Origin of the sequence: Micromonospora sp. NPDC050187, assembly GCF_044459745.1 — a bacterium.
Lineage (GTDB): Bacteria > Actinomycetota > Actinomycetes > Mycobacteriales > Micromonosporaceae > Micromonospora.
This window is the reverse complement of the sequence record NZ_JBITJH010000005.1, coordinates 71,152-92,443: the sequence shown is the minus strand read 5'-3', so window position 1 is coordinate 92,443 and position 21,292 is coordinate 71,152. Positions and strand designations below refer to the sequence as shown.

The following is a 21,292-nucleotide window of genomic DNA, read 5'->3' as shown; positions in this document are numbered from 1 at the left end:
GGTCGGCCGTATCGTGGCGGCGTGACTGATCTCGACGACCTGGCTGCGGAGAAGTACGTCCTGCTCACCACGTTCCGGCGGGACGGTCGTGCGGTGCCCACCCCGGTCTGGGCGGTGCGCGACGGGGACGCCCTGGCACTCTGGACGGTCGCCGACTCCGGCAAGGTCAAACGGATCCGGCGGGACCCGACGGTGACCGTGGCGCCCTGCGACGTCCGGGGGCGTCCACACGGACCGGCGATCAAGGGCCATGCGACGCTCTGCGCCCCGACCGAGACCCGGCGGATCCGGAGCCTACTCAAGCAGAAGTACCGGCTGATGGGTCGGCTGACCCTGCTCGGCAGCCGGCTGCGCCGGGGCGAGCAGGGCACGGTGGGCGTACGGGTGACCCTGGGCTGAGCACGGGACGAGCGGCCGGCGCGAACGGGTGCGGACATGATCAGGGGCGGCGGACCCTCGTCCGCCGCCCCTGATCCGGAATGTCTCTGTGCCGCTCGGGTCAGTCCCCCTGGCGTTGCTGGGGAATCTGCCCCTGGAGCAGGGCGCGTACCTCTGACTCGCGGTAACGACGGTGCCCGCCCAAGGTGCGGATCGCACTGAGCTTGCCCGCCTTCGCCCACCGGGTCACGGTTTTCGGGTCGACACGGAACATCGACGCCACCTCGGCCGGTGTGAGCAGCGGCTCTGGTTCGTGCGTTCGCGATGCCATCGGTCACTCCTCCACATGAATAGACACCGGCCGGGGTCCCGCCGGCCGACGCGTCTCCCATGGTCCGGCTAGTCCCCGATGTCCGACATGGGCCGAACGGCCGAAGGTCCCTAGACGGACGGATGAACCATGCCCGATTTATACGACTTTTATGCCCCAGAAACTACCTTATTCGGACTCATGATCACGGTTCGTGATGCGCCAATTACGAAGTCACCTCTCGTCGATGGCATCCGTTGGGTGCTTTTGGGCTAGTTGCACCTTTCCAGGAGCTGCACCGCCCGCCACCGGGCGACCAGCTTGTCGTACGCCGCCGAAGCCTCCTCGGCCTCGCCCCGGGCCAGCCCGGCGAGCCCCGTCGCGACCAGGGCCGGCGAGTCGTCCGCCCGGAGCGTCTCCTCCGGAAGCAGGTCCACCAGACCCCCGTAGTCCAGTTCCACCACCGACCGGGGGTGGAACTCCTCCAACCAGCGGGCGGCTTCCTCGACGGCCTGGGTGATCGGGACCTCCCCCACCGACTTACGGAGCACCGACAGGGCCCGGGAGGACCGTCGGCGGGCCTTGGAGATCTCCGTCCGGTAGCGCAGCACCCGACGCCCCGGCTCGGCGTCCAGCTCCCGCTCCTCGGGATCGACGAGAACGAACCAGCGCAGCGGGACGCCCCAGGTGGAGATCTGCTCGTGCAGCCGGGGCACCCCGTGCTCCAGCACCCGGGCGCCGCTGCGCCAGTCCTCCACCACGGCCTTTGCCTGACCGGCCAGCACCGGCGGGACGAACGCGTCGGCGAGCACCGCCGGCACGCCCTCACGCGCGCTCAGCGCCGCCTCGGCCACCCGGACCCGCAGGTTCCACGGGCAGACCAGCATCGCCTCGCCGGTCTCCAGCACGTACGCCTCGTCCGGCAGGTCGGGCAGGCGGGTCCAGCCCGCGCCGAGCGCCTCGATCACGGCCGTCCGCTGCCGGACCGGTCCCTCCTGCGGGGCCACCGCCCGGCCCTCCTGCACGTACCGGCGCCAATACGCCTGGCGGTCCCGGTCGAAGGCGGTCAGCGGCTCGTACACACGCAGATATGAAGCGAAGAGCGACGGCACGGCGCGATCCTCCCACGAAAGCCCGGTCGGACCGCGCTGACGTCCCTGATCGCGACGACTGCGGGAGGCGCTACGGAGACGATCGAGTACTAGGCTCGGCAGCGCCGGCACCATCCCGCCGGGCACCGCCAGGTTCATGTCCCACAAGGACACACACCGAGACCAGGAGCAGTCATGGGCGTATTCGCGAGCAGCGACGACCCGGGGTCGTCCGGACACGAACAGGTCGTCTTCTGCCAGGACAAGCAGACCGGACTCAAGGCGATCATCGCGATCCACTCCACCGCGCTGGGCCCCGCACTCGGCGGAACCCGCTTCTACCCGTACGCCAGTGAGGCCGAGGCCCTCGCCGACGTGCTCGACCTGTCGCGTGGCATGGCCTACAAGAACGCCCTGGCCGGGCTCGACCTCGGCGGCGGCAAGGCGGTCATCTGGGGCGACCCGGACAAGCTCAAGAGCGAGGCGCTGCTGCGGGCCTACGGCCGCTTCGTGGAGTCGCTGCACGGCCGCTACTACACCGCCTGTGACGTGGGCACCTACGTCGCGGACATGGACGTGATCGCCCGGGAGACCCGCTTCGTCACCGGTCGCAGCGTGGAGCACGGCGGGGCGGGCGACTCGTCCGTCCTCACCGCCTGGGGCGTCTTCCAGGGCATGCGGGCCGCCGCCGAGCACGTCTGGGGCACCCCGACGCTCGCCGGGCGCACCGTCGGTGTGGCCGGGCTGGGCAAGGTCGGCCGGCACCTCACCGGGCACCTGATCGACGACGGCGCGCGGGTGGTCGCCACCGACGTCAGCCCCCGGGCGTGCGAGTGGGCCCGGCAGACCTACCCGCAGGTCGAGCTGGTCTCGGACGCCACCGCGCTGATCACGGCCGACATCGACGTGTACGCCCCGTGCGCCCTTGGCGGCGCCCTCAACGACGACACGGTGCCGGCGCTGCGCGCAAAGGTCGTCGCCGGGGCGGCCAACAACCAGCTCGCCCACCCGGGCGTCGAGAAGCTCCTCGCCGAGCGGGGCATCCTCTACGCCCCGGACTACGTGGTGAACGCCGGCGGCGTGATCCAGGTCGCCGACGAGATCGACGGCTTCAACTTCGAGCGGGCCAAGCTGCGGGCCACCCGGATCTACGACACCACCCGGGAGATCCTCAAACTCGCCGACGCCGACGGGGTCCCGCCGGCCGAGGCCGCCGACCGACTCGCCGAGCGCCGGATGGCGGACGTCGGCCGGCTCCGGACCATCCTGCTGCGCTGACCCGGCCGGGTTCCCGGGGCGGGCGGTAAGACCCGGTCCGCCCTCGGGAGCCCTTTTGTGCACGTATACACGCTCACGCTGCGTTTCTACCATCCGTCGGCCCCGGAATCCGAGCCGGCCGCGAACCACGTCGACGAGCGTCACGCCCACGTCCGAGGGCACTCCTTACCGGGTACACTTCGTAACGGCTGGTTGACTGCGACGCGCAGGGCCGGTCGACGGTAACCCGAGGTGCCGAACGTGGGCATACCCATGTACCGTAAGAGCCACGAGAGATGCCTGACGTCATCGGGGCCCGCCTTCGGGCTGCCCCGAATTCTGTGCGAGGGGGTCGAGCCATGGGGCGCGGCCGTGCTAAGGCCAAGCAGACAAAGGTGGCCCGGGAGTTGAAGTACCACTCCCCGAACACCGACCTCGCCGCCTTGCAGCGAGAACTCGGCGGCAGCCGTAAGTCGGACCACGACTTCGACGACGACTACAAAGAGTACGTCGACGACGATGACGAGGACCATCCGGACGACGACTCGGATCCCTGGGTCCGTCCTGCCCGCTGACCTACGGTCACATCTGAGCACGCGGTAAGGCCCGCGTGCTCACGCATGTGCCCAACGAGGTCCGGCGTACCAACTGGTGATCGAGTCCCTGCCGTGCCCGCTGTCCGGCGTGCCCGGCAGGTCCTCGATCTACCTTCCGTACCCTCACCTGGGCCGGTTGTTCCAGTTGTAGAACGTCGGGATGTTCTCGAAGTGGTTCCACGCGCAGACCGCGCTGGCTCCGTCGCCACCGGGGACCTCCGCCCGGAGCCGACGCGCTGCCTCGGCCTCGTGGAGCAGTGCGGTAAGGCCCGCCTCGGCTTCGCGTACCCGCTCCGCGACGAGGTCGCTCGGCTGTCCTCCGACCGGCTCAGGCGGCCGGTGACTGGTGACCTCGGGCATGTTCCAACACTCCCTCCAGTAGGCGGATCTTGCTGTTGCGGCAGTGCTCGGTCTCCGTACCGTCGAAGCGCCCCTGCTCGAAGTAGCGGTTGGCGGCGTGACCGCCGCCGCAGAAGCCGAAGTACGGGCACGAGGCGCGACACGCCTCGACACCGCTCAGGAACTCACCTACCCAGGACGTCCGCTCCGCGCCGGACAGGATCTCGGCCAACGGGGTGTCCAGCACGTTCCCGCTGCTGAAGTCCCCGTAGCGGGGGTCGGAGAAGCCGGCCAGCTCCGGGGAGAGCAACGTCACCGACCCGTCGTGCCCGACCGTGGGGATCGGATCCAGCCGCCGGGGCAGCACGTCGTCGGCCGTGCCGTCCAGGATCGCCGAGGCGTACCGCAGGGACCACTCCACCTCGCGGAGGTGGATCCGGGGATCGCGCCGCCAGGCGGCGACCAGTTCGGCCCAGAAGGCGGTCACCGTGGCGGCGTCGTGCGCGTTGCCCCGGAGGTTCACCCCCTCGGTCTCCTCGATGTTCACCCCGAGCACGTCGCATCCCAGGTCGAGGAAATAGTCGTACAGCTCGGTGGCGAGCCCGGGCTCCGGACGGCTGACCACCGCGAGCGCGGAGAAGGGCAACCCGTGCCGGCGCAGCGTGGTCACCCCGCGCACGATCCGGTCGTACGCCGGCCGACCGCCCCGGGTGACCCGTTCGGCGTTGCGCTCCCGCCCGCCGTCCACGCTGACGCTGACCCGCACCCGGTGCTCGGCGAAGAACGCGCACCAGTCGTCGTCGATCAACGTGGCGTTTGTCTGGACGTGATGCTCGACCTGCGGGCCGAAGGGCGCGATCAGCGCGGCGAGGTGTTCCCGGCCGGCCGCGAGAGGCTCCCCGCCGTGCCACACCACCGAGAACCGCCCCCGTTCGGCCCAGGGGTCGACCGCCGCCGCCACCGCCTCGGCGACCGCGATCGGCATCCGCCGGTCCACCGCCCGCAGCGGGAGGTAACAGTATCGGCAGTCCAGGTTGCAGAGCGTGGTGGGCTGCATGACGACGTACGTCGGGACGGCGGCGACACCGCGCATCCCGCTGAACGTCCGCTGCCGGGCAGGCATCGCCCTCCTTCGCCGTTCCCCTGAGGAACCTTCAGGCTAGGCGGCGATGGCTGTCCGGGTGAACCCCTCATCGGGTGTACGACTGATCATCACGTGGTGACCGTCACCCCCGGGTGTGCTGGCCCACCATCCGCACGTTGCCGGTGCCCTCGATGACCTCGCCGGCCTGCCAGGCGTCGACCCCCCGGCCGGCCAGGGTGGCCAGTGCCCGGTCGGCGTCCTCGGCGGAGACGATGGCGAACATGCCGACGCCCATGTTGAACGTGGCCTCCATCTCCGGGTCCTCGATCCGACCCTTGGCCTGGATCAGGTCGAAGATCGGCTGCGGCTTCCAGGTGGCCCGGTCGACCACCGCGTCGACGGTCTCCGGAAGGATCCGCACCAGGTTGCCGGGGATGCCACCGCCGGTGACATGGGCGATGGCCCGCACCTCGGCCTCGGCGATCAGCTTCAGGCAGTCCTGGGCGTAGATCTTGGTGGGGGTGAGCAGCTCCTCGCCGAGGGTGCGCTGCCGGCCGAAGTCCTCGATCACCACGTCGAGCCGCATCCGGCCCGCGCCGAGCAGCACGTGCCGGACCAGGGAGTAGCCGTTGGAGTGCAGGCCGGACGAGCGCATCGCGATCACCACGTCGCCCACCTCGACCCGGTCCGGGCCGAGGATCTCGCTCTCCTCGACCACGCCGACACCGGTGGCGGAGACGTCGTACTCGTCGGGACGGAGCACACCCGGGTGCTCGGCGGTCTCCCCGCCGAGCAGCGCGCAGCCGGCGTACCGGCAGCCGTCGGCGATGCCGGCGCCGATCTCGGCGACCCGGTCCGGCACGACCTCGCCGCAGGCGATGTAGTCGAGCAGGAACAGCGGCTCCGCCCCGCACGCCACCAGGTCGTCGACGACCATCGCGACCAGGTCGATGCCGATGGTGTCGTGGATGTCGAGCTGCTGGGCGATGACCAGCTTGGTGCCCACCCCGTCGGTCGACGAGGCGAGGATCGGGTTCGTGTACTTCTTCGTGTCCAGCCGGAACAGGCCGGCGAAGCCGCCCAGGTCGCCCAGCACCTCGGGCCGCCGGGTCTGCCGCACCTTGGACTTGAGCAGCTCCACCGCGCGGTCGCCCGCCTCGATCGAGACCCCCGCGTCCGCGTACGACGTCGGCCGCTTGCGGGCCGTACGACCCGTCCCGGCCGTCCAGGGCTGGCGCTCGCCACCGGTGCCGGACGGGCTGCTGCTTGCTGCGCCGTTGCGCTCGGACACGTGCGTCACGGTTCTCCCCTTTGTGGTCCTCGCGGTGCCGACACCGCGGCGGGTCCCGTCGACCCGTCGATCACTGCCGCCGGCGACCCGCGCCGGGTGGTGCTATGGGCGGTGTACGGTCGCGCCGCCCGGAGTGGCGGCGAGTGGTGGAGTGACGCCGTGCTCCGCACCCCGGGGCGCGGGACCGGCGGTCTCCGGCGCGGTGCCGGTGACCCGGCGGCCCACACCCTCGAGCACGTGCTTGCCGATCAGGTTGCCGGCCGGCAGTTCGATCGGGTATTCCCCGTCGAAGCACGCCCGGCAGAGTCGGGTCTTCGGCTGCTCGGTCGCGGCGATCAGTCCGGGCAGCGAGACGTATCCCAGGGTGTCGGCACCGATCGAACGGCGGATGCCCTCGTTGTCCAGCCCGTTGGCCAGCAGTTCGGCCCGGGTGGCGAAGTCGATGCCGTAGAAGCAGGGCCAGCTCACCGGCGGCGAGGAGATCCGGACGTGCACCTCCAGGGCACCCGCCTCGCGCAGCATCCGCACGATGGCCCGCTGGGTGTTGCCCCGCACGATCGAGTCGTCCACCACGACGATCCGCTTGCCGCGCACGTTCTCCCGCAGCGGGTTCAGCTTGAGTCGGATGCCGAGCTGGCGCAGGGTCTGCGAGGGCTGGATGAAGGTCCGCCCGACGTAGGGGTTCTTCATCAGCCCCGCGCCGTACGTGATGCCGGACTCCTCGGCGTACCCGATCGCGGCCGGGGTGCCGGACTCCGGCACCGGGATGACCAGGTCCGCCTCGACCGGGTGCTCCTTGGCCAGCTGCCGGCCGATCTGCACCCGGGTGGCGTGCACGTTGCGCCCGGCGAGGGTGGCGTCCGGGCGGGCGATGTAGACGTACTCGAAGAGGCAGCCCTTGGGCTCGGGAGCGGCGAACCGGGTGGAACGGAGCCCCTCGGCGTCGATCGCGATCAGCTCACCCGGCTCGACCTCGCGCACCACGCTCGCGCCGACGATGTCCAGGGCGGCGGTCTCGCTGGCGACCACCCAGCCCCGCTCCAACCGGCCGAGCACCAGGGGGCGGACGCCGTGCGGGTCCCGGGCGGCGTAGAGGGTGGTCTCGTCCATGAAGACGAAGCTGAACGCCCCGCGCAGCTTGGGCAGCACCTTCAACGCCGCCGCCTCGACGGACAGGTCGGGGTAGCTGGCCAGCAGCATCGTCACCAGAGAGGTGTCGTTGGTCGAGCCGTCCGACCCGAGCCCCTGCTCGGCGACCTCGCGCTGGAGGTCGGCGGTGTTCACCAGGTTGCCGTTGTGAGCCAGGGCGACCGTCGTGCCGGCGCTGGTGGAGCGGATCGTCGGCTGGGCGTTCTCCCAGGTGGAACCGCCGGTGGTCGAGTAGCGGGTGTGCCCGATCGCCAGGTGGCCGCGCAGGCTCGCCAGGGTCGGCTCGTCGAAGACCTGGGCCACCAGCCCGAGGTCCTTGTAGACCACGACGCTGGACCCGTCGCTCACCGCGATGCCGGCCGCCTCCTGGCCACGGTGCTGCAACGCGTACAACCCGAAGTAGGTGAGATTGGCGACCTCTTCCTCCGGCGCCCAGACCCCGAAGACGCCACAGGCGTCCTGGGGGCCGGGCCGCTGGGGGTCCAGGTCGTGGCTCAGCCGGCCGTCGCCTCGGGGCACCTGCCGCTCCCTCGTTGCTGTTCTGTCTGCTGGGGTGGTGTCGTGCACGCGGATCCGCGCGGGTCTGCCGGGACGTCGACTCACAGTGTACGCGAGCCCATAGTGATACCGACAGTCACGAACCCGCTCCTTTCGGTCATCGACGGATGGTGATCATCCCAGCTCCAGCGGGAGATGGGCGGAGAGATCCGCCCGGACTCCGCTCACCCGAACGCGACCCTCCGTGATCGCCACGGCCCACTCCAGCCGCCCCGAGGCGAGCTCCAGCCACACCGTCGGCGACATCTCCACCACGTTGGGTGGCGTACCGCGGGTGTGTCGCGGACCGGGAATGCACTGGACCGCGCCGTATGGTGGAACCCGCACCTCCACCGATCGGCCGGGGGCGCCCTCCGCGAGGACGGCCAGCAACGTCCGGACCGCCTCCCGGAGGACCGGCCGTTCGGGCGTACGCCCCTCGTCGAGCGCCATGAGTGCCGCCGTGACCGCGGCGGACTTTATGTGCGGAGAGGACACGACGGGACGATACGACCCGCCAGTAGGGTTACGGACGTTGGCCCTGGGTCGCGCTCGTCCGACCCGACAAGGCATAGTTGCCGACGGCGTTATTCAAACCGTGATGATCCCCGGGGCCCGGCCCCCACCGGGCCGGGGAAGTCAGACCGGAAGGCGGTGGACGTGTCAACACACCGACGAGCCTGGAAACAACGGGCCGGTGTGGTCGTAGCGCTGGTTACCGGCGCCGTGCTCGCCATCCCCGCCACACCCGCCCTGGCCGCCCCGGACGTCAACAACGTGTCGGCATCGCCGAGTTCGGTCGAGGCGGGCAAGACCACCAAGGTCAGGTTCTCGCTCGACTTCGGCGACGAACCTGTCCCGGCGAACATCCAGGTCTCCTCGAACAACGGGAAGTTGACCTGTGTCGACGGCTGTTCCTTCAGCCGGATCACCGACGGCGGCCGGCAGGAGGCCACGTTCCGGCTGGCCGACGACGCGAGCAACGGCACCGCCGTCATCACCGTCCGGGCGACCGATGCCGTCGGGCAGGGCGAGAGCAAGGAGGCCAGCACCAGCGTCACGCTGGTCGGTCGGGCCGCGCCCACCACGCCGGCGCAGGCGCAGACCGTGCGGCGGGTCTCCGGCAGGGTGACCAACGCCACCAACGGCGATCCGGTGCCCAACGCCACCGTGCTGCTGATGGACTCCCAGCGCCACCAGTACTCGACGACCACCGACGAGGACGGCGACTGGCGGTTCGACGGCTCCACCCAGAACCCGATCACCCCTGGGCCGATCGAACTCGGCGCGAGTTTCAACGACGTCCGCAAGACCATGTCGATCCGGGCCAGCGCCGGGCAGAGCGTGACCGGGCAGCGGATCTCGCTCGCCCTGCCGGTCGAGGCGACCGCCACCCCCACGCCCGGCACCACGGAGGACCCGGTACCGACCGAGGACCCCACCGAGGAGACCACCGAGGAGCCCGGCGCCACCCCCGGAGCCGCGACCAACGCCTCCGAGGAGGACTCCGGCGGATTCGGCTCCTGGCTGCTGATCATCCTCGGCGGCCTCTTCGTGGCCATCGGCGTCGGCACGATCGTGCTGCTCTGGATGAGGCGCCGGGAGAGCCCCGACGGCGAGGACCCCGAAGAGGACGCCGCCGGCGCGGCGGCGGGGGCGACCCCGGCCGCGCGTGGGGCGTACCGCGGCGGCGCGGACGACGCGACCCGCGTGGTGAACCGGGTCGGCCCCGACGCGACCATGGTCGGCGGCACCTCCCTCGCGGACGCGCCGACGATGATGCACAACCGGCCGCTCGTCGACGACGTTCCGCCGGACCCGTACGGCGCGCCGCCGCCCCAGCCGGGACAGGGCTACGGCTCGGCCGGCCAGGGCGGCTGGGCCGGGGGCGGCTACGGCGACTCGGCCTCACCCCAGGCCGGCGGCTACGGCACGGGCGGCTACGGCGGCAACGCGCCCTCCTCCGGCAGCCCCTACGGGAACGCCCCCTCGTCGGGGAGCCCGTACGGCACCGCGCCCGCCTCGGGTGGCGGCTACGGCACTGCCCCCTCCTCCGGCAGCCCGTACGGCACCGCGCCGTCCTCCGGCGGCGGCTACGGCGGCCAGCAGGACTACGGCAACCCGGGTGGCGGCTACACCCCGCCGGGCCAGGGCAGCGGATACGGCGACCAGTACAACGAGCCGACCGGCCGCTACTCCGAGGGCACCCAGGCTTACACCCCGCCTGCCGACCCGTACCCCACCTCGACCTACCAGCCCCCGGACGGGGGCTACGGCCAGGAGCCGGGCACGGGCTACGGCCGAGGTCAGGAGCAGGGCGGCGGCTACGGCGGCTACGGCCAGCAGGGCGGCGGATACGGGCAGGACGCCGCTCCCCAGGGTGGCTACGGCCAGGACCCGCAGCAGGGCGGCTACGGCTACGGCTCCGGTCGTGGCGGCTACGACCAGCAGGGCGGGTACGCCGGCCAGCAGGGTGGTTACGGCCAGGATCCGCAGCAGGGCGGCTACGGCGAGTACGACCAGCACCAGGGTGGCCGGGGCCGGGACGGCCAGCCTCCGCAGCAGGACCGGGGCAACCGCCGCCTGGACTGGCTGGACGACTGACCCCCCGGGGGCTCGTTCCCCGTTCGCGTGACTGACGTCGGCGGCGATGTGGATCTCTCACATCGCCGCCGAATCATGATCAGCCGTGCTCGGGACGGATGGTGAACGGTCGACGCGGCTCAGGTGGCGGAGAACACGCCATGTCGCAGCACCGGCACCACCGGGGAGACCCCGACCTCCACCGCGATGTCGACGTCACCGGCGAAGCCCTGCTCGACGAGTTCCCGCGCGGAGACGCAGCCCCGCACGGCGGCCGGCACGTCGGGAGTGCTCGCCAACGCGGCGAGCGCCATCGCCGCCTCCACCGAGAGCCCGCCCGGGACCCCGGAGAGCGCGTCGAGGACACACGCCGCGCCGAGCTGGTCCTCCACCGAGGGGCGCAGTGAGCCGTCCGGCCAGCGCTCGCCCGAGGCGACCACCCCGATCGGCGCGTCGACGTCGCCGTACCCCCGCTCGCGCAGCCAGCGCCCGACGGCGTCGGCGTTGCGCAGGCAGGCCGCCACCACCGGCAGGCCGGTCGCGCTGGCCGCCGCACAGATCGCCGAGCCGTTCGGCGACGGCAGCACCAGGTCGGGTACGACCGGCGCGGCCCGCAGCGCCGCCGGCGAGAGCGACCACGGGTGGTCCCGGGTCACCTGCCGCCGACCGACCGCTGCCACCGCACCCACCCGAAGGGCGTAGTCGGCGGCCTGCTCGCCCCAGGGGAACGGGTGGACCCGTACCCCACGGGCGACCGCGACCTCCACCGAGGTGGTGAAGGAGAGCACGTCCACCACCACCAGGACGGCGCAGACCCGGCCGAGTTCCGCCGCACCGGCGAGCCCCCAGTCGAACCGGGCGCCCGTGCCGGGTTGGGTGTGGACCGGCGCGGACACCGCCTCAGCGCCGGTCGGTGGCGGTGTTCTCCCCGGCTCCGTCGGCGTCGGCCGCAGAAGTGCCGTCGGCCTCGACCGCCGACGCGGCCGGGGCCTCGCCCGCAGCGGCGCTGTCGGCCGTCGGCGTGTCCTGGGCGTCGGCCGTCGGCGTGCCGGCGTCGGCCGTGACCGGCTGGTCGGCGGTCACCACCGGGTCGGTGTCGACCGGGTCGGCTCCGGTCGCGGCGCGCTCCGTGGCCGGCGTGGTCCCACCGGCCGACGCGGCCTCGACGGCCGTCGCGGAACCGGCGACCGCCTCCGGGCCGGACGTGTCAGTCGTACGGGAGCTGGGGGAGTCGCCCCCGACGGGTGTCACCCCGGCCACCGGCACCGCCTCGACGGCCCCGGCCACCCCGGTCGCCGGGGCGGGCACGTCGACCACGTCGGCACCGCCGAAGAGCCGAGGCAGGGTCGTGGTGTACGCGTCCCGCAGCTCGTCCAGGCTGATCTGGAACTGCCCGCGCACCTCCAGCACGCCGCCGGTCGGGTCGGTGACGCCGATCGCCTCCACCGGCACCCCACGCTCGGCGCAGAGGGCGGTGAACGCCTTCTCGTGGCCGCGCGGCACCGAGACCAGGACCCGCGTGGCGGACTCGCTGAAGAGGTAGACGAACGGCAGCGAGCCGGTGGCGAACCGGTCCGGCAGGGCGATCCGCGCGCCGACGCCCCGCCGCAGGCAGGACTCGACCAGGCTCTGCGCGAGGCCGCCGTCGGAGAGGTCGTGGGCCGAGCTGAGGTGCCCGACCCGGGCGGCCTCGGCCAGCAGGTCGCCCAGCAACTGCTCGCGGGCCAGGTCGACCCGGGGCGGCACGCCACCGAGGTGACCGTGGGTCACCCAGGCCCACTCCGAGCCGGACAGCTCGTTGCGGGTCTCGCCGAGCAGGAAGATCAGGTCGTGCTCGGCCGCCGGCCGGGACGCGAAGCCCATCGGCACCCGCGTGGAGACGTCGTCCAGGACGCCGAGCACACCGACCACCGGGGTCGGGTGGATGGCCGCCGCCCCGGTCTGGTTGTAGAAGCTGACGTTGCCGCCGGTGACCGGGATGCCCAGTTCCTGGCAGCCGTCCGCGAGGCCGCGCACCGCCTCGGCGAACTGCCACATCACGCCCGGGTCCTCGGGCGATCCGAAGTTCAGGCAGTTGGTCACCGCGATCGGCTTGGCACCGGTCACCGCCACGTTCCGGTACGCCTCGGCGAGCGCCAGCCGGGTGCCGTGGTACGGGTCGAGGCGGGCGTACCGGCCGTTGCCGTCCACCGAGAGGGCGACGCCCAGCCCGGTGCGCTCGTCGATCCGGATCACGCCGGAGTCCTCCGGCTGGGCGAGCACGGTGTTGCCCAGCACGTACCGGTCGTACTGCTCGGTGACCCAGGTGCGGTCGCAGAGGTTCGGCGACGCGATCATGCGGAGCAGGGTCTCCCGCAGCGCGTCCGGCGTGGCCGGCCGGGGCAGCGTCTCGGCCCGGTCGGCCTGGAGCAGGATCAGGTCGGCCGGCTCCCGCATCGGACGGGCGTAGACCGGTCCGTCGTCGACCAGCGAGCCGGGCGGGACGTCCACCACGAGCTGGTCGCGCCAGGTGACGTACAACCGGCCGGGCTGCCCGTCCGGCGACGGCGCGGTGACCTCGCCGATGGCGGTGGCGAGCACGCCCCACTTGTCGGCGACCTTGAGCACCGCCTCCAGCTTCTCCGGCTCGACCACCAGCAGCATCCGCTCCTGGGACTCGCTGGCGAGGATCTCGTGCGGCTCCATGGAGGGTTCGCGCAGCGGCACCCGCTCCAGCCAGACCCGCATGCCGGTGCCGGCCGCCGCGGCGGTCTCGGTCAGCGCACAGGTGAGCCCGGCGCCGCCCAGGTCCTGGATGCCGACGACCAGTTCGGCGTCGTACAGCTCCAGGCACGCCTCGATGAGCAGCTTCTCGATGAACGGGTCACCGACCTGCACCGACGGGCGGCGCTTCTCGCTGCCCTCGTCGAAGGTGGCGCTGGCCAGCACCGACACGCCGCCGATGCCGTCCCGGCCGGTCTTGGCGCCCATCAGCACCACGACGTTGCCGGGGCCGGCGGCCTCCTTCTTCTGGAGCCGGTCGACCGGCAGCACGCCGAGGCAGAGCGCGTTGACCAGGGGGTTGCCCTGGTAGCAGGGGTCGAAGACCACCTCGCCGCCGATGTTGGGCAGGCCGAGGCAGTTGCCGTAGCCGCCGACGCCGGCCACCACGCCGGGCAGCACCCGGGCGGTGTCGGGGTGGTCGGCCGCGCCGAAGCGCAGCGGGTCCATCACCGCGACCGGGCGGGCGCCCATGGCGAGGATGTCCCGGACGATGCCGCCGACGCCGGTCGCCGCGCCCTGGTACGGCTCGACGAAGCTCGGGTGGTTGTGCGACTCGACCTTGAAGGTCACCGCCAGCCGGTCGGAGACCTGGACCACGCCCGCGTTCTCGCCGATGCCGGCGAGCAGCCGGTCGCTCGGCGGGGCCTTCTCACCGAACTGGCGCAGGTGCACCTTGCTCGACTTGTAGGAGCAGTGCTCGCTCCACATGATCGAGTACATCGCCAGCTCGGACTGGGTGGGACGCCGGTCGAGAATCTGCCGGATCCGGTCGTACTCGTCGTCCCGGAGCCCCAGTTCCGCGTAGGGCTGCAACTCGCCCGGGGTGTCCGTGGCCCGGGGCACGGTGTCGGTACGGCCGAACGGGCCGGCGGGAGTGGCGGGGCTGGCCGGGGCGTCGGCCACCGGACGCGGCTCGGCCGGGGCGCCTGTGGTGGGGTGCGCCGCCGGGTCCGGGTGGGTGGTCATGACCTCTCCTCGTTGCGCTCGTGGCCACCGCGTCGGGGGTGGCTGAGCCGACCGATGATCCGGTGGGGCTGGCTCACGCCGGCGCTCCCACCAGGTGCTTGAGGACCGAGGTGAAGAAGCCGAGGCCGTCCAGGGACGGGCCGGTGAGCGCCTCCACCGCGTGCTCCGGGTGCGGCATGATGCCGACCACGTTGCCGGCGGAGTTGGTGATCGCGGCGATGTCCCGCTGCGACCCGTTCGGGTTGCCGCCGAGGTAGCGGGCGACAACCCGGCCCTCGCCCTCGAGCCGGTCCAGGGTCGCGGTGTCGGCGACGTAACAGCCCTCGCCGTTCTTGACCGGGATGAGGATCTCCTGGCCGGCCTGGTACGTGTTCGTCCAGGCGGTGCCGGTCGCCTCGATGCGCAGGACCTGGTCCCGGTTACGGAAGTGCAGGTGCTGGTTGCGGGTGAGCGCGCCCGGGAGCAGGTGCGCCTCGCAGAGGATCTGGAAGCCGTTGCAGATGCCGAGCACGGGCAGCCCGCCCCGGGCGGCGTCGACGATCGTCTCCATCACCGGGGCGAACCGGGCGATCGCCCCGCAGCGCAGGTAGTCGCCGTAGGAGAAGCCACCGGGCAGCACCACGGCGTCGACGCCGTGCAGGTCGGCGTCACCGTGCCAGAGCCGGACCGGCTCACCCCCGGCGATCCGGACGGCGCGGGCGGCGTCCCCGTCGTCGAGCGAACCGGGGAAGGTCACCACGCCGATTCGGGCGGTCACGGCCGCGCTTCCACAGCGTCGTCGGCCTCGACGAGGCGGACGGTGAAGTCCTCGATGACCGGATTGGCGAGCAGCTTGTCGGCGATCTCCCGAGCCCGGTCCAGGTCCGGTTCACCGGTGAACTCGATCTCGATACGCCGACCGATCCGGACGGAGGCGACGTCACTGACGCCGAGCCGCGGCAGCGCGTTTGCGACGGCCTGGCCCTGCGGATCGAGAATCTCGGGCTTGAGCATGACGTCGACGACGACGCGAGGCACTGGGCACTCCTGACTGTGTACGCAGTTGGGTGCCGACCCACAACGGGCGAGCGCAGCCAGCCTACCTGGCAGATAGCGGTCCGGACGCACCGGCCGGCGACAGCCCGCGCAGTGATCCACATTACCGAGCGCAACGGGCGGGGGCCAGCACCGGGCGGGTCGCGCCGGCCGTGTCGCGCGGGCCCTCCGGAGGACACTCGGGCTACCTGATATGTAGCGATCAGTATCGATAGGACTCTTGTCGGTGAGCCCGCCGAACCCCTACTGTACGTCGACAGATATCGATGGCAAGCCGGCCGTCCGGCGGTCCACCGGCCCCGTCGACGGCTCTCCCGACCCGGTTCCCGGTAAACCCCGTGAAGGAGTCCCCCGCCATGCGAATCCGCTCCCTCGTCGCTGCGATCAGCGCCGCCTTCGTCGGCATGATCGGCCTCAGCTCGCCCGCCACGGCCGCCGAGCCCGCCCCGGTCACCCCGTACATCATCGGAGGCGGCTACGTCTCCTCCGCGCCGTGGGCCGCCGCGGTGTTCAGCAACGGCTCGTTCACCTGCTCCGGCAGCGTGATCTCCTCCGAGTGGGTGCTGACCGCCCGGCACTGCGTCGGCGGCACGATGTCGGTCCGGATCGGCAGCGTCTACTACGCCTCCGGCGGCACCACCCGCACCATCAGCGCCACCTACAGCCGCTACGACCTCGCGCTGATGCGCCTGTCGAGCCCGGTGAGCACCTCGTACGTCTCGCTGGCCAGCAGCAACCCGCCGAACGGCTCGACCAACACCATCTACGGCTGGGGCATGACCTGCTACAGCGGCTGCTCCGCCTCCAGCCAGCTCAAGACCGCCAGCGTGCAGGTGACCGGTCTCACCACCGACGCGTACGGCGGCCAGGCGATCCGGAGCAGCCGGATCAACGGCAACGCGTGGCGGGGCGACTCGGGCGGTCCGCAGTTCTACAACGGCCTGCAGGTCGGCGTCGCCTCCACCGCCGACGGCCGCACCATCCAGAACTACGGCAGCGTCGCGTACAACCGGGCCTGGATCACCTCGGTCTCCGGCGTCTGACCCGCCCCGGGTGAGCGGGAAGCGACCCCGCTGACCGCCTTTGCGACCCGACGTGCCGACTCGGCGCGGACGGCCCGGCTCGTGCCGGCCGTCCGCGCCGCGTCGTTTCGCAGCATCCGGCGAGGTGAACACGGCTCGCGAACCGCCCGCCGGGGCGGATGCCAACATCGATGACGTGCTGGTCGTGACGACGGATACGCTGCCCGGCTACGAGATCCGCCAAGTCCTCGGCGAAGTGGTGTCATCGATGGCCAGGACGCGGAACCCCTACCGCGAGGGTGTGAAGAACCTGCGCGGCGGCGCGTACGACCCGATGGCGCCGGACAACCTGACCCGCTGGCGTACGGACTCGGTGACCCGGCTCGGCGAGGAGGCCCGCCGCCTCGGCGCGAACGCCGTACTGGGGATGCGGTTCGACAGCCGGGACTGCGGCGAGATGTGGATGGAGGTGTGCGCCTACGGGACGGCGGTGGTCGTCGTACCCCGGGCGCCCGAGACCATGCCCCCGGACCAGCCGGTCGTCGCGGCGGACACCGCCCACCAGGCGGGCATCGCCGAGGCACCCGGCGGGGTGGCCGAACCGCCCAGCGCCCCGAACCTCTCCTCCGCCGCCGAAACCCCCACCCCACGCTCCTGACCCACCGCCGCAGGACGCGGTTGATCAAGAAGTTCGCGTCGGCCGAGGGCTCGGATCCTGACGCGAACTTCTTGATCAACGCGGGAGAGCGCCGGAGATGGTCAGAGGATGGGGGGTGGGGAGTAGGCGGCGGCCCCGGGGTGCTGGGTGACGATCTTCGCGATCCGGGCGGTGACCGAGGCGACCTGGGCGGCGGCGGCACCGACGAAGGCGGCGCGGTCGGCGACCAGGGCGTCGATCTCGGCCCGGGTGAGGCCGAGGCGGGAGTCGGCGGCCAGCCGGTCGAACAGGTCGTTGCCGGCGACGCCCCGCTCCCGCATGGCCAACGCCACCGCGACCGCGTGCTCCTTGATCGCCTCGTGCGCCACCTCGCGGCCCACGCCCCGGCGCACCGCCGCCACCAGGATCTTCGTGGTCGCCAGGAACGGCAGGAAGCGCTCCAGCTCCCGCTCGACCACCGCCGGGTACGCCCCGAACTCGTCGAGCACGGTGAGGAAGGTCTGGAACAGCCCGTCGGCGGCGAAGAAGGCGTCCGGCAGGGCCACCCGGCGCACCACCGAGCAGGAGACGTCCCCCTCGTTCCACTGGTCGCCGGCCAGTTCGCCGACCATCGACAGGTAACCCCGGATGATCACCGCGAAACCGTTGACCCGTTCGCTGGACCGGGTGTTCATCTTGTGCGGCATCGCGCTGGAGCCGACCTGGCCCGGCTTGAAGCCCTCGGTGACCAGCTCCTGGCCGACCATCAGCCGGATCGTGGTGGCCAGCGAGGAGGGGGCGGCGGCCACCTGGGAGAGCGCGGCGAGCACCGCGACGTCGATCGAGCGCGGATAGACCTGCCCGACGCTGTCCAGCACCCGGCTGAAGCCGAGGTGCTCGGCCACCCGCCGCTCCAACTCGGCGACCTTCTCCGCGTCGCCGTCGAAGAGGTCGAGCTGGTCGGCGGCGGTGCCGACCGGGCCCTTGATGCCCCGCAGCGGGTACCAGTCGATCAGGTCCGCCAGCCGCTCGTACGCGATGATCAGCTCCTCGGCGGCCGACGCGAAGCGCTTGCCCAGCGTGGTGGCCTGCGCGGCGACGTTGTGCGACCGCCCGGTCATCACCAGCCCGGAGTGCTCGTGGGCGAGCCAGGCCAGCCGGGCCAGCGCGGCCACCACCCGGTCCCGGACCAGCTCCAGCGAGCGACGCACCTGGAGCTGCTCGACGTTCTCGGTGAGATCCCGCGAGGTCATCCCCTTGTGCACGTGCTCGTGGCCGGCGAGCGCGTTGAACTCCTCGATCCGGGCCTTCACGTCGTGCCGGGTGACCCGTTCCCGGGCCGCGATCGAGGCCAGGTCGACGTCGGGCAGCACCCGCTCGTACGCCTCGACGACCCCGTCCGGCACCGTGACGCCGAGGTCGCGCTGTGCCCGGAGCACGGCGAGCCAGAGCTGCCGTTCCAGGCGCACCTTCTCCTCCGGGGACCAGAGGGCGGCCAGCTCGGGTGAGGCGTAACGGTTGGCGAGCACGTTCGGGATCGTCGTCACCCGGTCATTCTCCGGTACGCGCACCGCGCCGCCCCACCCAGGTCAGAGCCCTCGTGGCGACGCTCGCGCGGATCGGCGCACCCGGTGGCGGCCGAGTCGGCCGCGTCGGCGGAGTCCCGGGCGGCCGGGTCGGCGGAGCCCGGTGCGCCTGGGTCCGTCGGACCCCGTCCGGCCGCACCCCGGACGGGATCGGAACGCGCCCGGTCGGCCGGAGCCAACGACGGTCGCGGATCTCCCGCCACCCGTTGCACCGACCGGGGCGCGTCGCTAAGGTGCGTGGCAGAGGCCGGCATCTCCCCCCGTGGATGCCGGCCTCTGCATTACCGGATCGACGCTTGTCCCCCCGGACGCGATACCGGAATGAGATGGCGACCAGGTCCCGCCCACGCGCCAACATCGATGAGCCTACGATGGATGCGCTGAGGACGTCAACTGACGTTAATGGCATATGAACATCAATTAATCTCAGCTTCCCCGATGGCGGAGGTGACGCCGTGAGCAGCACAGCCGAGGGTGGCACGTCGTTCGCGGACCGGCTCAACCTGCTCTTCGACACGGTCCGGCCGGCCGGTCGGGAGGCCCCGCACAGCAACAAGGACGTGGCGGGCGCAATTAGGGCGACCGGAGGGTCCATCTCCGACGTATATATCTGGCAATTACGCACAGGCCGCCGGACGAACCCCACCAAAGAGCACATAGAAGCGCTGGCGCAGTTCTTCGGGGTGAGCCCGGCGTACTTCTTCGACGACGAGCAGGCCCGGCACACGATCGCCGACCTCCGCACGCTTGACGCGCTGCGCAAACTCCAGGTGCAGCACGTGTCCCTGCGTACGGTGCTCCAGCACAAGGGGCTCTCCCCGGCCAGCCAACAGGTCATCCAGCAGATGGTGGACCGCTGTCTGGAACTGGAGGGGCTGGCCGGGCGGGAGACCGGGCCGACGGAGGACGGACGATCATGACCGGGTGGCGTGCCAAACGACGGTTGACGCGCCTCACCAGCGGTATCCGGATCCCGGCCACGGCGGACAGCGCCGCGCTCTGCGGCGCCGTGGCCGAACGCCTCGACCGGCCCATCCAGCTCCTCGCCCTGCCCCTGCCCACCGACGCGCCGTGCGGCATCGTGATCTCCACGCCGCAGAGTCACTACGTGGCGTACGACAACCAGACCAGTCCACTGCATCAGCGGCACATCGTCGCCCACGAGCTGGGCCACCTGCTCGCCGGGCACGCCGCCCGACCGGTCGACGCCGTCGACCTGACCCGCCTGCTCATGCCGACCCTCGACCCCGACATGGTCACCTCGGTGCTCGGCCGGGTGCCCGGCTACGACGAACGAGCCGAGTGGGAGGCCGAGGTCATCGCCGGCCTGCTCCGCAAGCACGCCGCCCGCCGGAAGGCCCCGCCCAGCGTCGACGCCGACCCGTCGACCGCGGCCGTCGTCGACCGGATCCGGCAGTCCCTCGGCGGTCCGTGAGGCGTGCACGACCTCCTCTACCCGGGGTTGGCCGTCCTGGCCTGGACGGCGGCCGGCGTACGGCTGGCCACCACCCTGCGCGACGCCACCGGCAACCCGGCCCGGGCTGCGGTGACCAGCACGTTCGCCCTGTTGGCGCTGACCTTCACCGTCTCCACGCCGGCCGTCTGGGCGTTCGCCGACCGGGCCATCGGCGTCGACAACATCGCCGCGCTCATCGCCCACCTCTGCGTGGTCGGCTTCTCCACCAGCATCCAGGTGCTGCTGCTCTGGTGGACCAACCCGCCCGAGCGGGCCGGCCGACACAGCCGCTACCGGCTGGTCGCCCTGGGCGTGGTCGTCCTGGTCCTCGGGGTGCTCTTCTTCGGCGTCGGCCCGACCGACACGCACAGCACCGACTTCGTGGCCACCTACGCCCACCGGCCACAACTCGCCGCCTACCTGCTGATGTATCTCGCCGCCTTCTCGGCGGGGCTGATCGACATCATCCGCATCTGCTGGCCGTACGCCCGGCTGGTCGGCCCCGGCTGGCTGCGCCGGGGGTTGCGCACCACGGCGGTCGGTGCCGCCGTCGGGCTGGTGTACACCCTGGCCCGCGTCCGCGACGTGATCGCCGCCATCTGCTGGGACGACCTGCCCCGGATGGAGTGGCTGGTCCCGATCACCGCCAGCACCGGGGCGCTGCTGGTCATCGGCGGGCTCACCATGCCCGCCTGGGGTCCCCGGCTCGCCGCCGTGCCCGGCACCGCGCACCGGATCCGGCTGCTCCGACAGTTGCGCCCACTCTGGGTCGCCCTCTGCGCCGCCGTACCGGCCGTGCGCCTCGCCCACGACCGACGCTGGTGGCGACCGGCCGACCGGCTGCACCGCCGGGTCATCGAGATCTACGACGCGCGGCTGGTGCTGCGGCCGTACCTCAGCGAAGCCGTCGGGGACCGGGCCCGCCGCCACGCGGAGGCCGGCGGCCTCGGCGGCGACGACCTGGCCGCCGTGGTGGAGGCCGCGAAGCTGCGGGCCGCGCTGGCCGCGATGCGCGCCGACGTCCGCCCACGCCGCCCGGAGCTGCCCGACCCGCCCGATCCGGCCCTCGACGAGGTACGCGAGGTCGAGCAGCTGGCCCGAGTCGCCCGCGCGTTCGCCACCTCCCCCCTGGTCGGTGCCGCCGTCCGGGAAACCGCCGACGACGCCTGATCACCGCGGCGAACGGCGGCAGAAGGCAGCCGGAGGGATCGA

The 21,292-nt window shown here is 72.1% G+C and carries 19 protein-coding genes and 2 pseudogenes; 9 read left to right on the top strand and 12 right to left on the bottom strand.

The window, feature by feature from the left end:
• The first annotated feature begins 21 nt into the window (after positions 1 to 21).
• On the top strand, positions 22 to 399 hold the full coding sequence (locus ACIBJE_RS10075) for a PPOX class F420-dependent oxidoreductase (protein ID WP_396745844.1): 378 nt from the start codon (positions 22 to 24) through the stop codon (positions 397 to 399).
• A 100-nt stretch (positions 400 to 499) separates the two neighbouring features.
• On the opposite strand, the gene ACIBJE_RS10070 is transcribed toward ACIBJE_RS10075, so the two are convergent.
• Together ACIBJE_RS10070 and ACIBJE_RS10065 are read right to left on the bottom strand one after the other, a co-directional pair.
• Positions 500 to 709, bottom strand: coding sequence for a BldC family transcriptional regulator (locus ACIBJE_RS10070; RefSeq protein WP_007073996.1), 210 nt, complete (start codon positions 707 to 709; stop codon positions 500 to 502).
• Positions 710 to 960: 251 nt separating this feature from the next.
• Positions 961 to 1,800 carry a hypothetical protein gene (locus ACIBJE_RS10065; RefSeq protein ID WP_396745842.1) on the bottom strand — a complete coding sequence of 280 codons (840 nt, stop codon included), beginning with the start codon at positions 1,798 to 1,800 and terminating at the stop codon, positions 961 to 963.
• A 174-nt stretch (positions 1,801 to 1,974) separates the two neighbouring features.
• On the opposite strand from ACIBJE_RS10065, the gene ACIBJE_RS10060 reads away from it, so the two are divergent.
• Entirely contained in the window at positions 1,975 to 3,057 is a 1,083-nt protein-coding gene (locus tag ACIBJE_RS10060) for a Glu/Leu/Phe/Val dehydrogenase (RefSeq protein ID WP_396745839.1), read from the top strand.
• Between the two features lie 338 nt (positions 3,058 to 3,395).
• Positions 3,396 to 3,611, top strand: coding sequence for a DUF3073 domain-containing protein (locus tag ACIBJE_RS10055; RefSeq protein WP_088981219.1), 216 nt, complete (start codon positions 3,396 to 3,398; stop codon positions 3,609 to 3,611).
• A gap of 144 nt (positions 3,612 to 3,755) precedes the next feature.
• Here the strand turns inward: ACIBJE_RS10055 and amcA are convergent, their stop codons facing one another.
• The 5 genes from amcA to ACIBJE_RS10030 form a co-directional block, all read right to left on the bottom strand.
• Positions 3,756 to 3,992, bottom strand: a complete 237-nt coding sequence (amcA, locus tag ACIBJE_RS10050; RefSeq protein WP_396745836.1) for a multiple cyclophane-containing RiPP AmcA — start codon at positions 3,990 to 3,992, stop codon at positions 3,756 to 3,758.
• The gene (gene amcB, locus ACIBJE_RS10045) at positions 3,961 to 5,064 is read right to left on the bottom strand and encodes a cyclophane-forming radical SAM peptide maturase AmcB (protein ID WP_396746663.1); all 1,104 of its coding nucleotides are present in this window, start codon (positions 5,062 to 5,064) and stop codon (positions 3,961 to 3,963) included. The genes amcA and amcB overlap by 32 nt, the downstream gene beginning before the upstream one ends.
• 133 nt (positions 5,065 to 5,197) lie before the next feature.
• Complete coding sequence (gene purM, locus ACIBJE_RS10040; RefSeq protein ID WP_396745833.1) at positions 5,198 to 6,355, bottom strand: phosphoribosylformylglycinamidine cyclo-ligase; 1,158 nt, start codon at positions 6,353 to 6,355, stop codon at positions 5,198 to 5,200.
• Positions 6,356 to 6,448: 93 nt separating this feature from the next.
• A complete protein-coding gene (gene purF, locus ACIBJE_RS10035; RefSeq protein ID WP_396745830.1) occupies positions 6,449 to 8,014 on the bottom strand; it encodes an amidophosphoribosyltransferase in 1,566 nt (521 codons plus the stop codon).
• Between the two features lie 153 nt (positions 8,015 to 8,167).
• On the bottom strand, positions 8,168 to 8,485 hold the full coding sequence (locus tag ACIBJE_RS10030; RefSeq protein ID WP_396746660.1) for a sterol carrier family protein: 318 nt from the start codon (positions 8,483 to 8,485) through the stop codon (positions 8,168 to 8,170).
• Between the two features lie 148 nt (positions 8,486 to 8,633).
• Here ACIBJE_RS10030 and ACIBJE_RS10025 point away from each other — a divergent pair.
• A pseudogene (locus tag ACIBJE_RS10025) lies at positions 8,634 to 10,636 on the top strand (carboxypeptidase-like regulatory domain-containing protein).
• 119 nt (positions 10,637 to 10,755) lie between these two features.
• Here the strand turns inward: ACIBJE_RS10025 and ACIBJE_RS10020 are convergent.
• The 4 genes from ACIBJE_RS10020 to purS all read right to left on the bottom strand — a co-directional run bounded on the left by ACIBJE_RS10020 (position 10,756) and on the right by purS (position 15,361).
• Positions 10,756 to 11,511 (bottom strand): 2-phosphosulfolactate phosphatase, encoded by a 756-nt coding sequence (locus ACIBJE_RS10020; protein ID WP_396745827.1) that lies wholly within the window; start codon positions 11,509 to 11,511, stop codon positions 10,756 to 10,758.
• A 4-nt stretch (positions 11,512 to 11,515) separates the two neighbouring features.
• The gene (gene purL, locus ACIBJE_RS10015; protein ID WP_396745824.1) at positions 11,516 to 14,344 is read right to left on the bottom strand and encodes a phosphoribosylformylglycinamidine synthase subunit PurL; all 2,829 of its coding nucleotides are present in this window, start codon (positions 14,342 to 14,344) and stop codon (positions 11,516 to 11,518) included.
• Between the two features lie 73 nt (positions 14,345 to 14,417).
• Entirely contained in the window at positions 14,418 to 15,101 is a 684-nt protein-coding gene (purQ, locus tag ACIBJE_RS10010) for a phosphoribosylformylglycinamidine synthase subunit PurQ (RefSeq protein ID WP_396745821.1), read from the bottom strand.
• Positions 15,098 to 15,361 (bottom strand): phosphoribosylformylglycinamidine synthase subunit PurS, encoded by a 264-nt coding sequence (purS, locus tag ACIBJE_RS10005; protein ID WP_396745818.1) that lies wholly within the window; start codon positions 15,359 to 15,361, stop codon positions 15,098 to 15,100. Before purS ends, purQ begins: the two co-directional genes overlap by 4 nt.
• A 374-nt stretch (positions 15,362 to 15,735) precedes the next feature.
• On the opposite strand from purS, the gene ACIBJE_RS10000 reads away from it, so the two are divergent.
• On the top strand, positions 15,736 to 16,422 hold the full coding sequence (locus ACIBJE_RS10000; RefSeq protein WP_396745815.1) for a S1 family peptidase: 687 nt from the start codon (positions 15,736 to 15,738) through the stop codon (positions 16,420 to 16,422).
• An 81-nt stretch (positions 16,423 to 16,503) separates the two neighbouring features.
• Positions 16,504 to 17,059: pseudogene (locus ACIBJE_RS09995) on the top strand (YbjQ family protein).
• 101 nt (positions 17,060 to 17,160) lie between these two features.
• On the opposite strand, the gene purB reads toward ACIBJE_RS09995, so the two are convergent.
• On the bottom strand, positions 17,161 to 18,585 hold the full coding sequence (purB, locus tag ACIBJE_RS09990; protein ID WP_396745812.1) for an adenylosuccinate lyase: 1,425 nt from the start codon (positions 18,583 to 18,585) through the stop codon (positions 17,161 to 17,163).
• 494 nt (positions 18,586 to 19,079) lie between these two features.
• Here purB and ACIBJE_RS09985 point away from each other — a divergent pair, with 494 nt between their 5' ends.
• The 3 genes from ACIBJE_RS09985 to ACIBJE_RS09975 are packed head-to-tail and all read left to right on the top strand — an operon-like array spanning position 19,080 to position 21,250.
• Positions 19,080 to 19,544, top strand: coding sequence for a helix-turn-helix domain-containing protein (locus tag ACIBJE_RS09985; RefSeq protein ID WP_396745809.1), 465 nt, complete (start codon positions 19,080 to 19,082; stop codon positions 19,542 to 19,544).
• Positions 19,541 to 20,059, top strand: coding sequence for an ImmA/IrrE family metallo-endopeptidase (locus ACIBJE_RS09980; protein ID WP_396745806.1), 519 nt, complete (start codon positions 19,541 to 19,543; stop codon positions 20,057 to 20,059). Before ACIBJE_RS09985 ends, ACIBJE_RS09980 begins: the two co-directional genes overlap by 4 nt.
• 3 nt (positions 20,060 to 20,062) lie before the next feature.
• Positions 20,063 to 21,250, top strand: coding sequence for an MAB_1171c family putative transporter (locus ACIBJE_RS09975; protein WP_396745803.1), 1,188 nt, complete (start codon positions 20,063 to 20,065; stop codon positions 21,248 to 21,250).
• Positions 21,251 to 21,292: the final 42 nt, after the last annotated feature.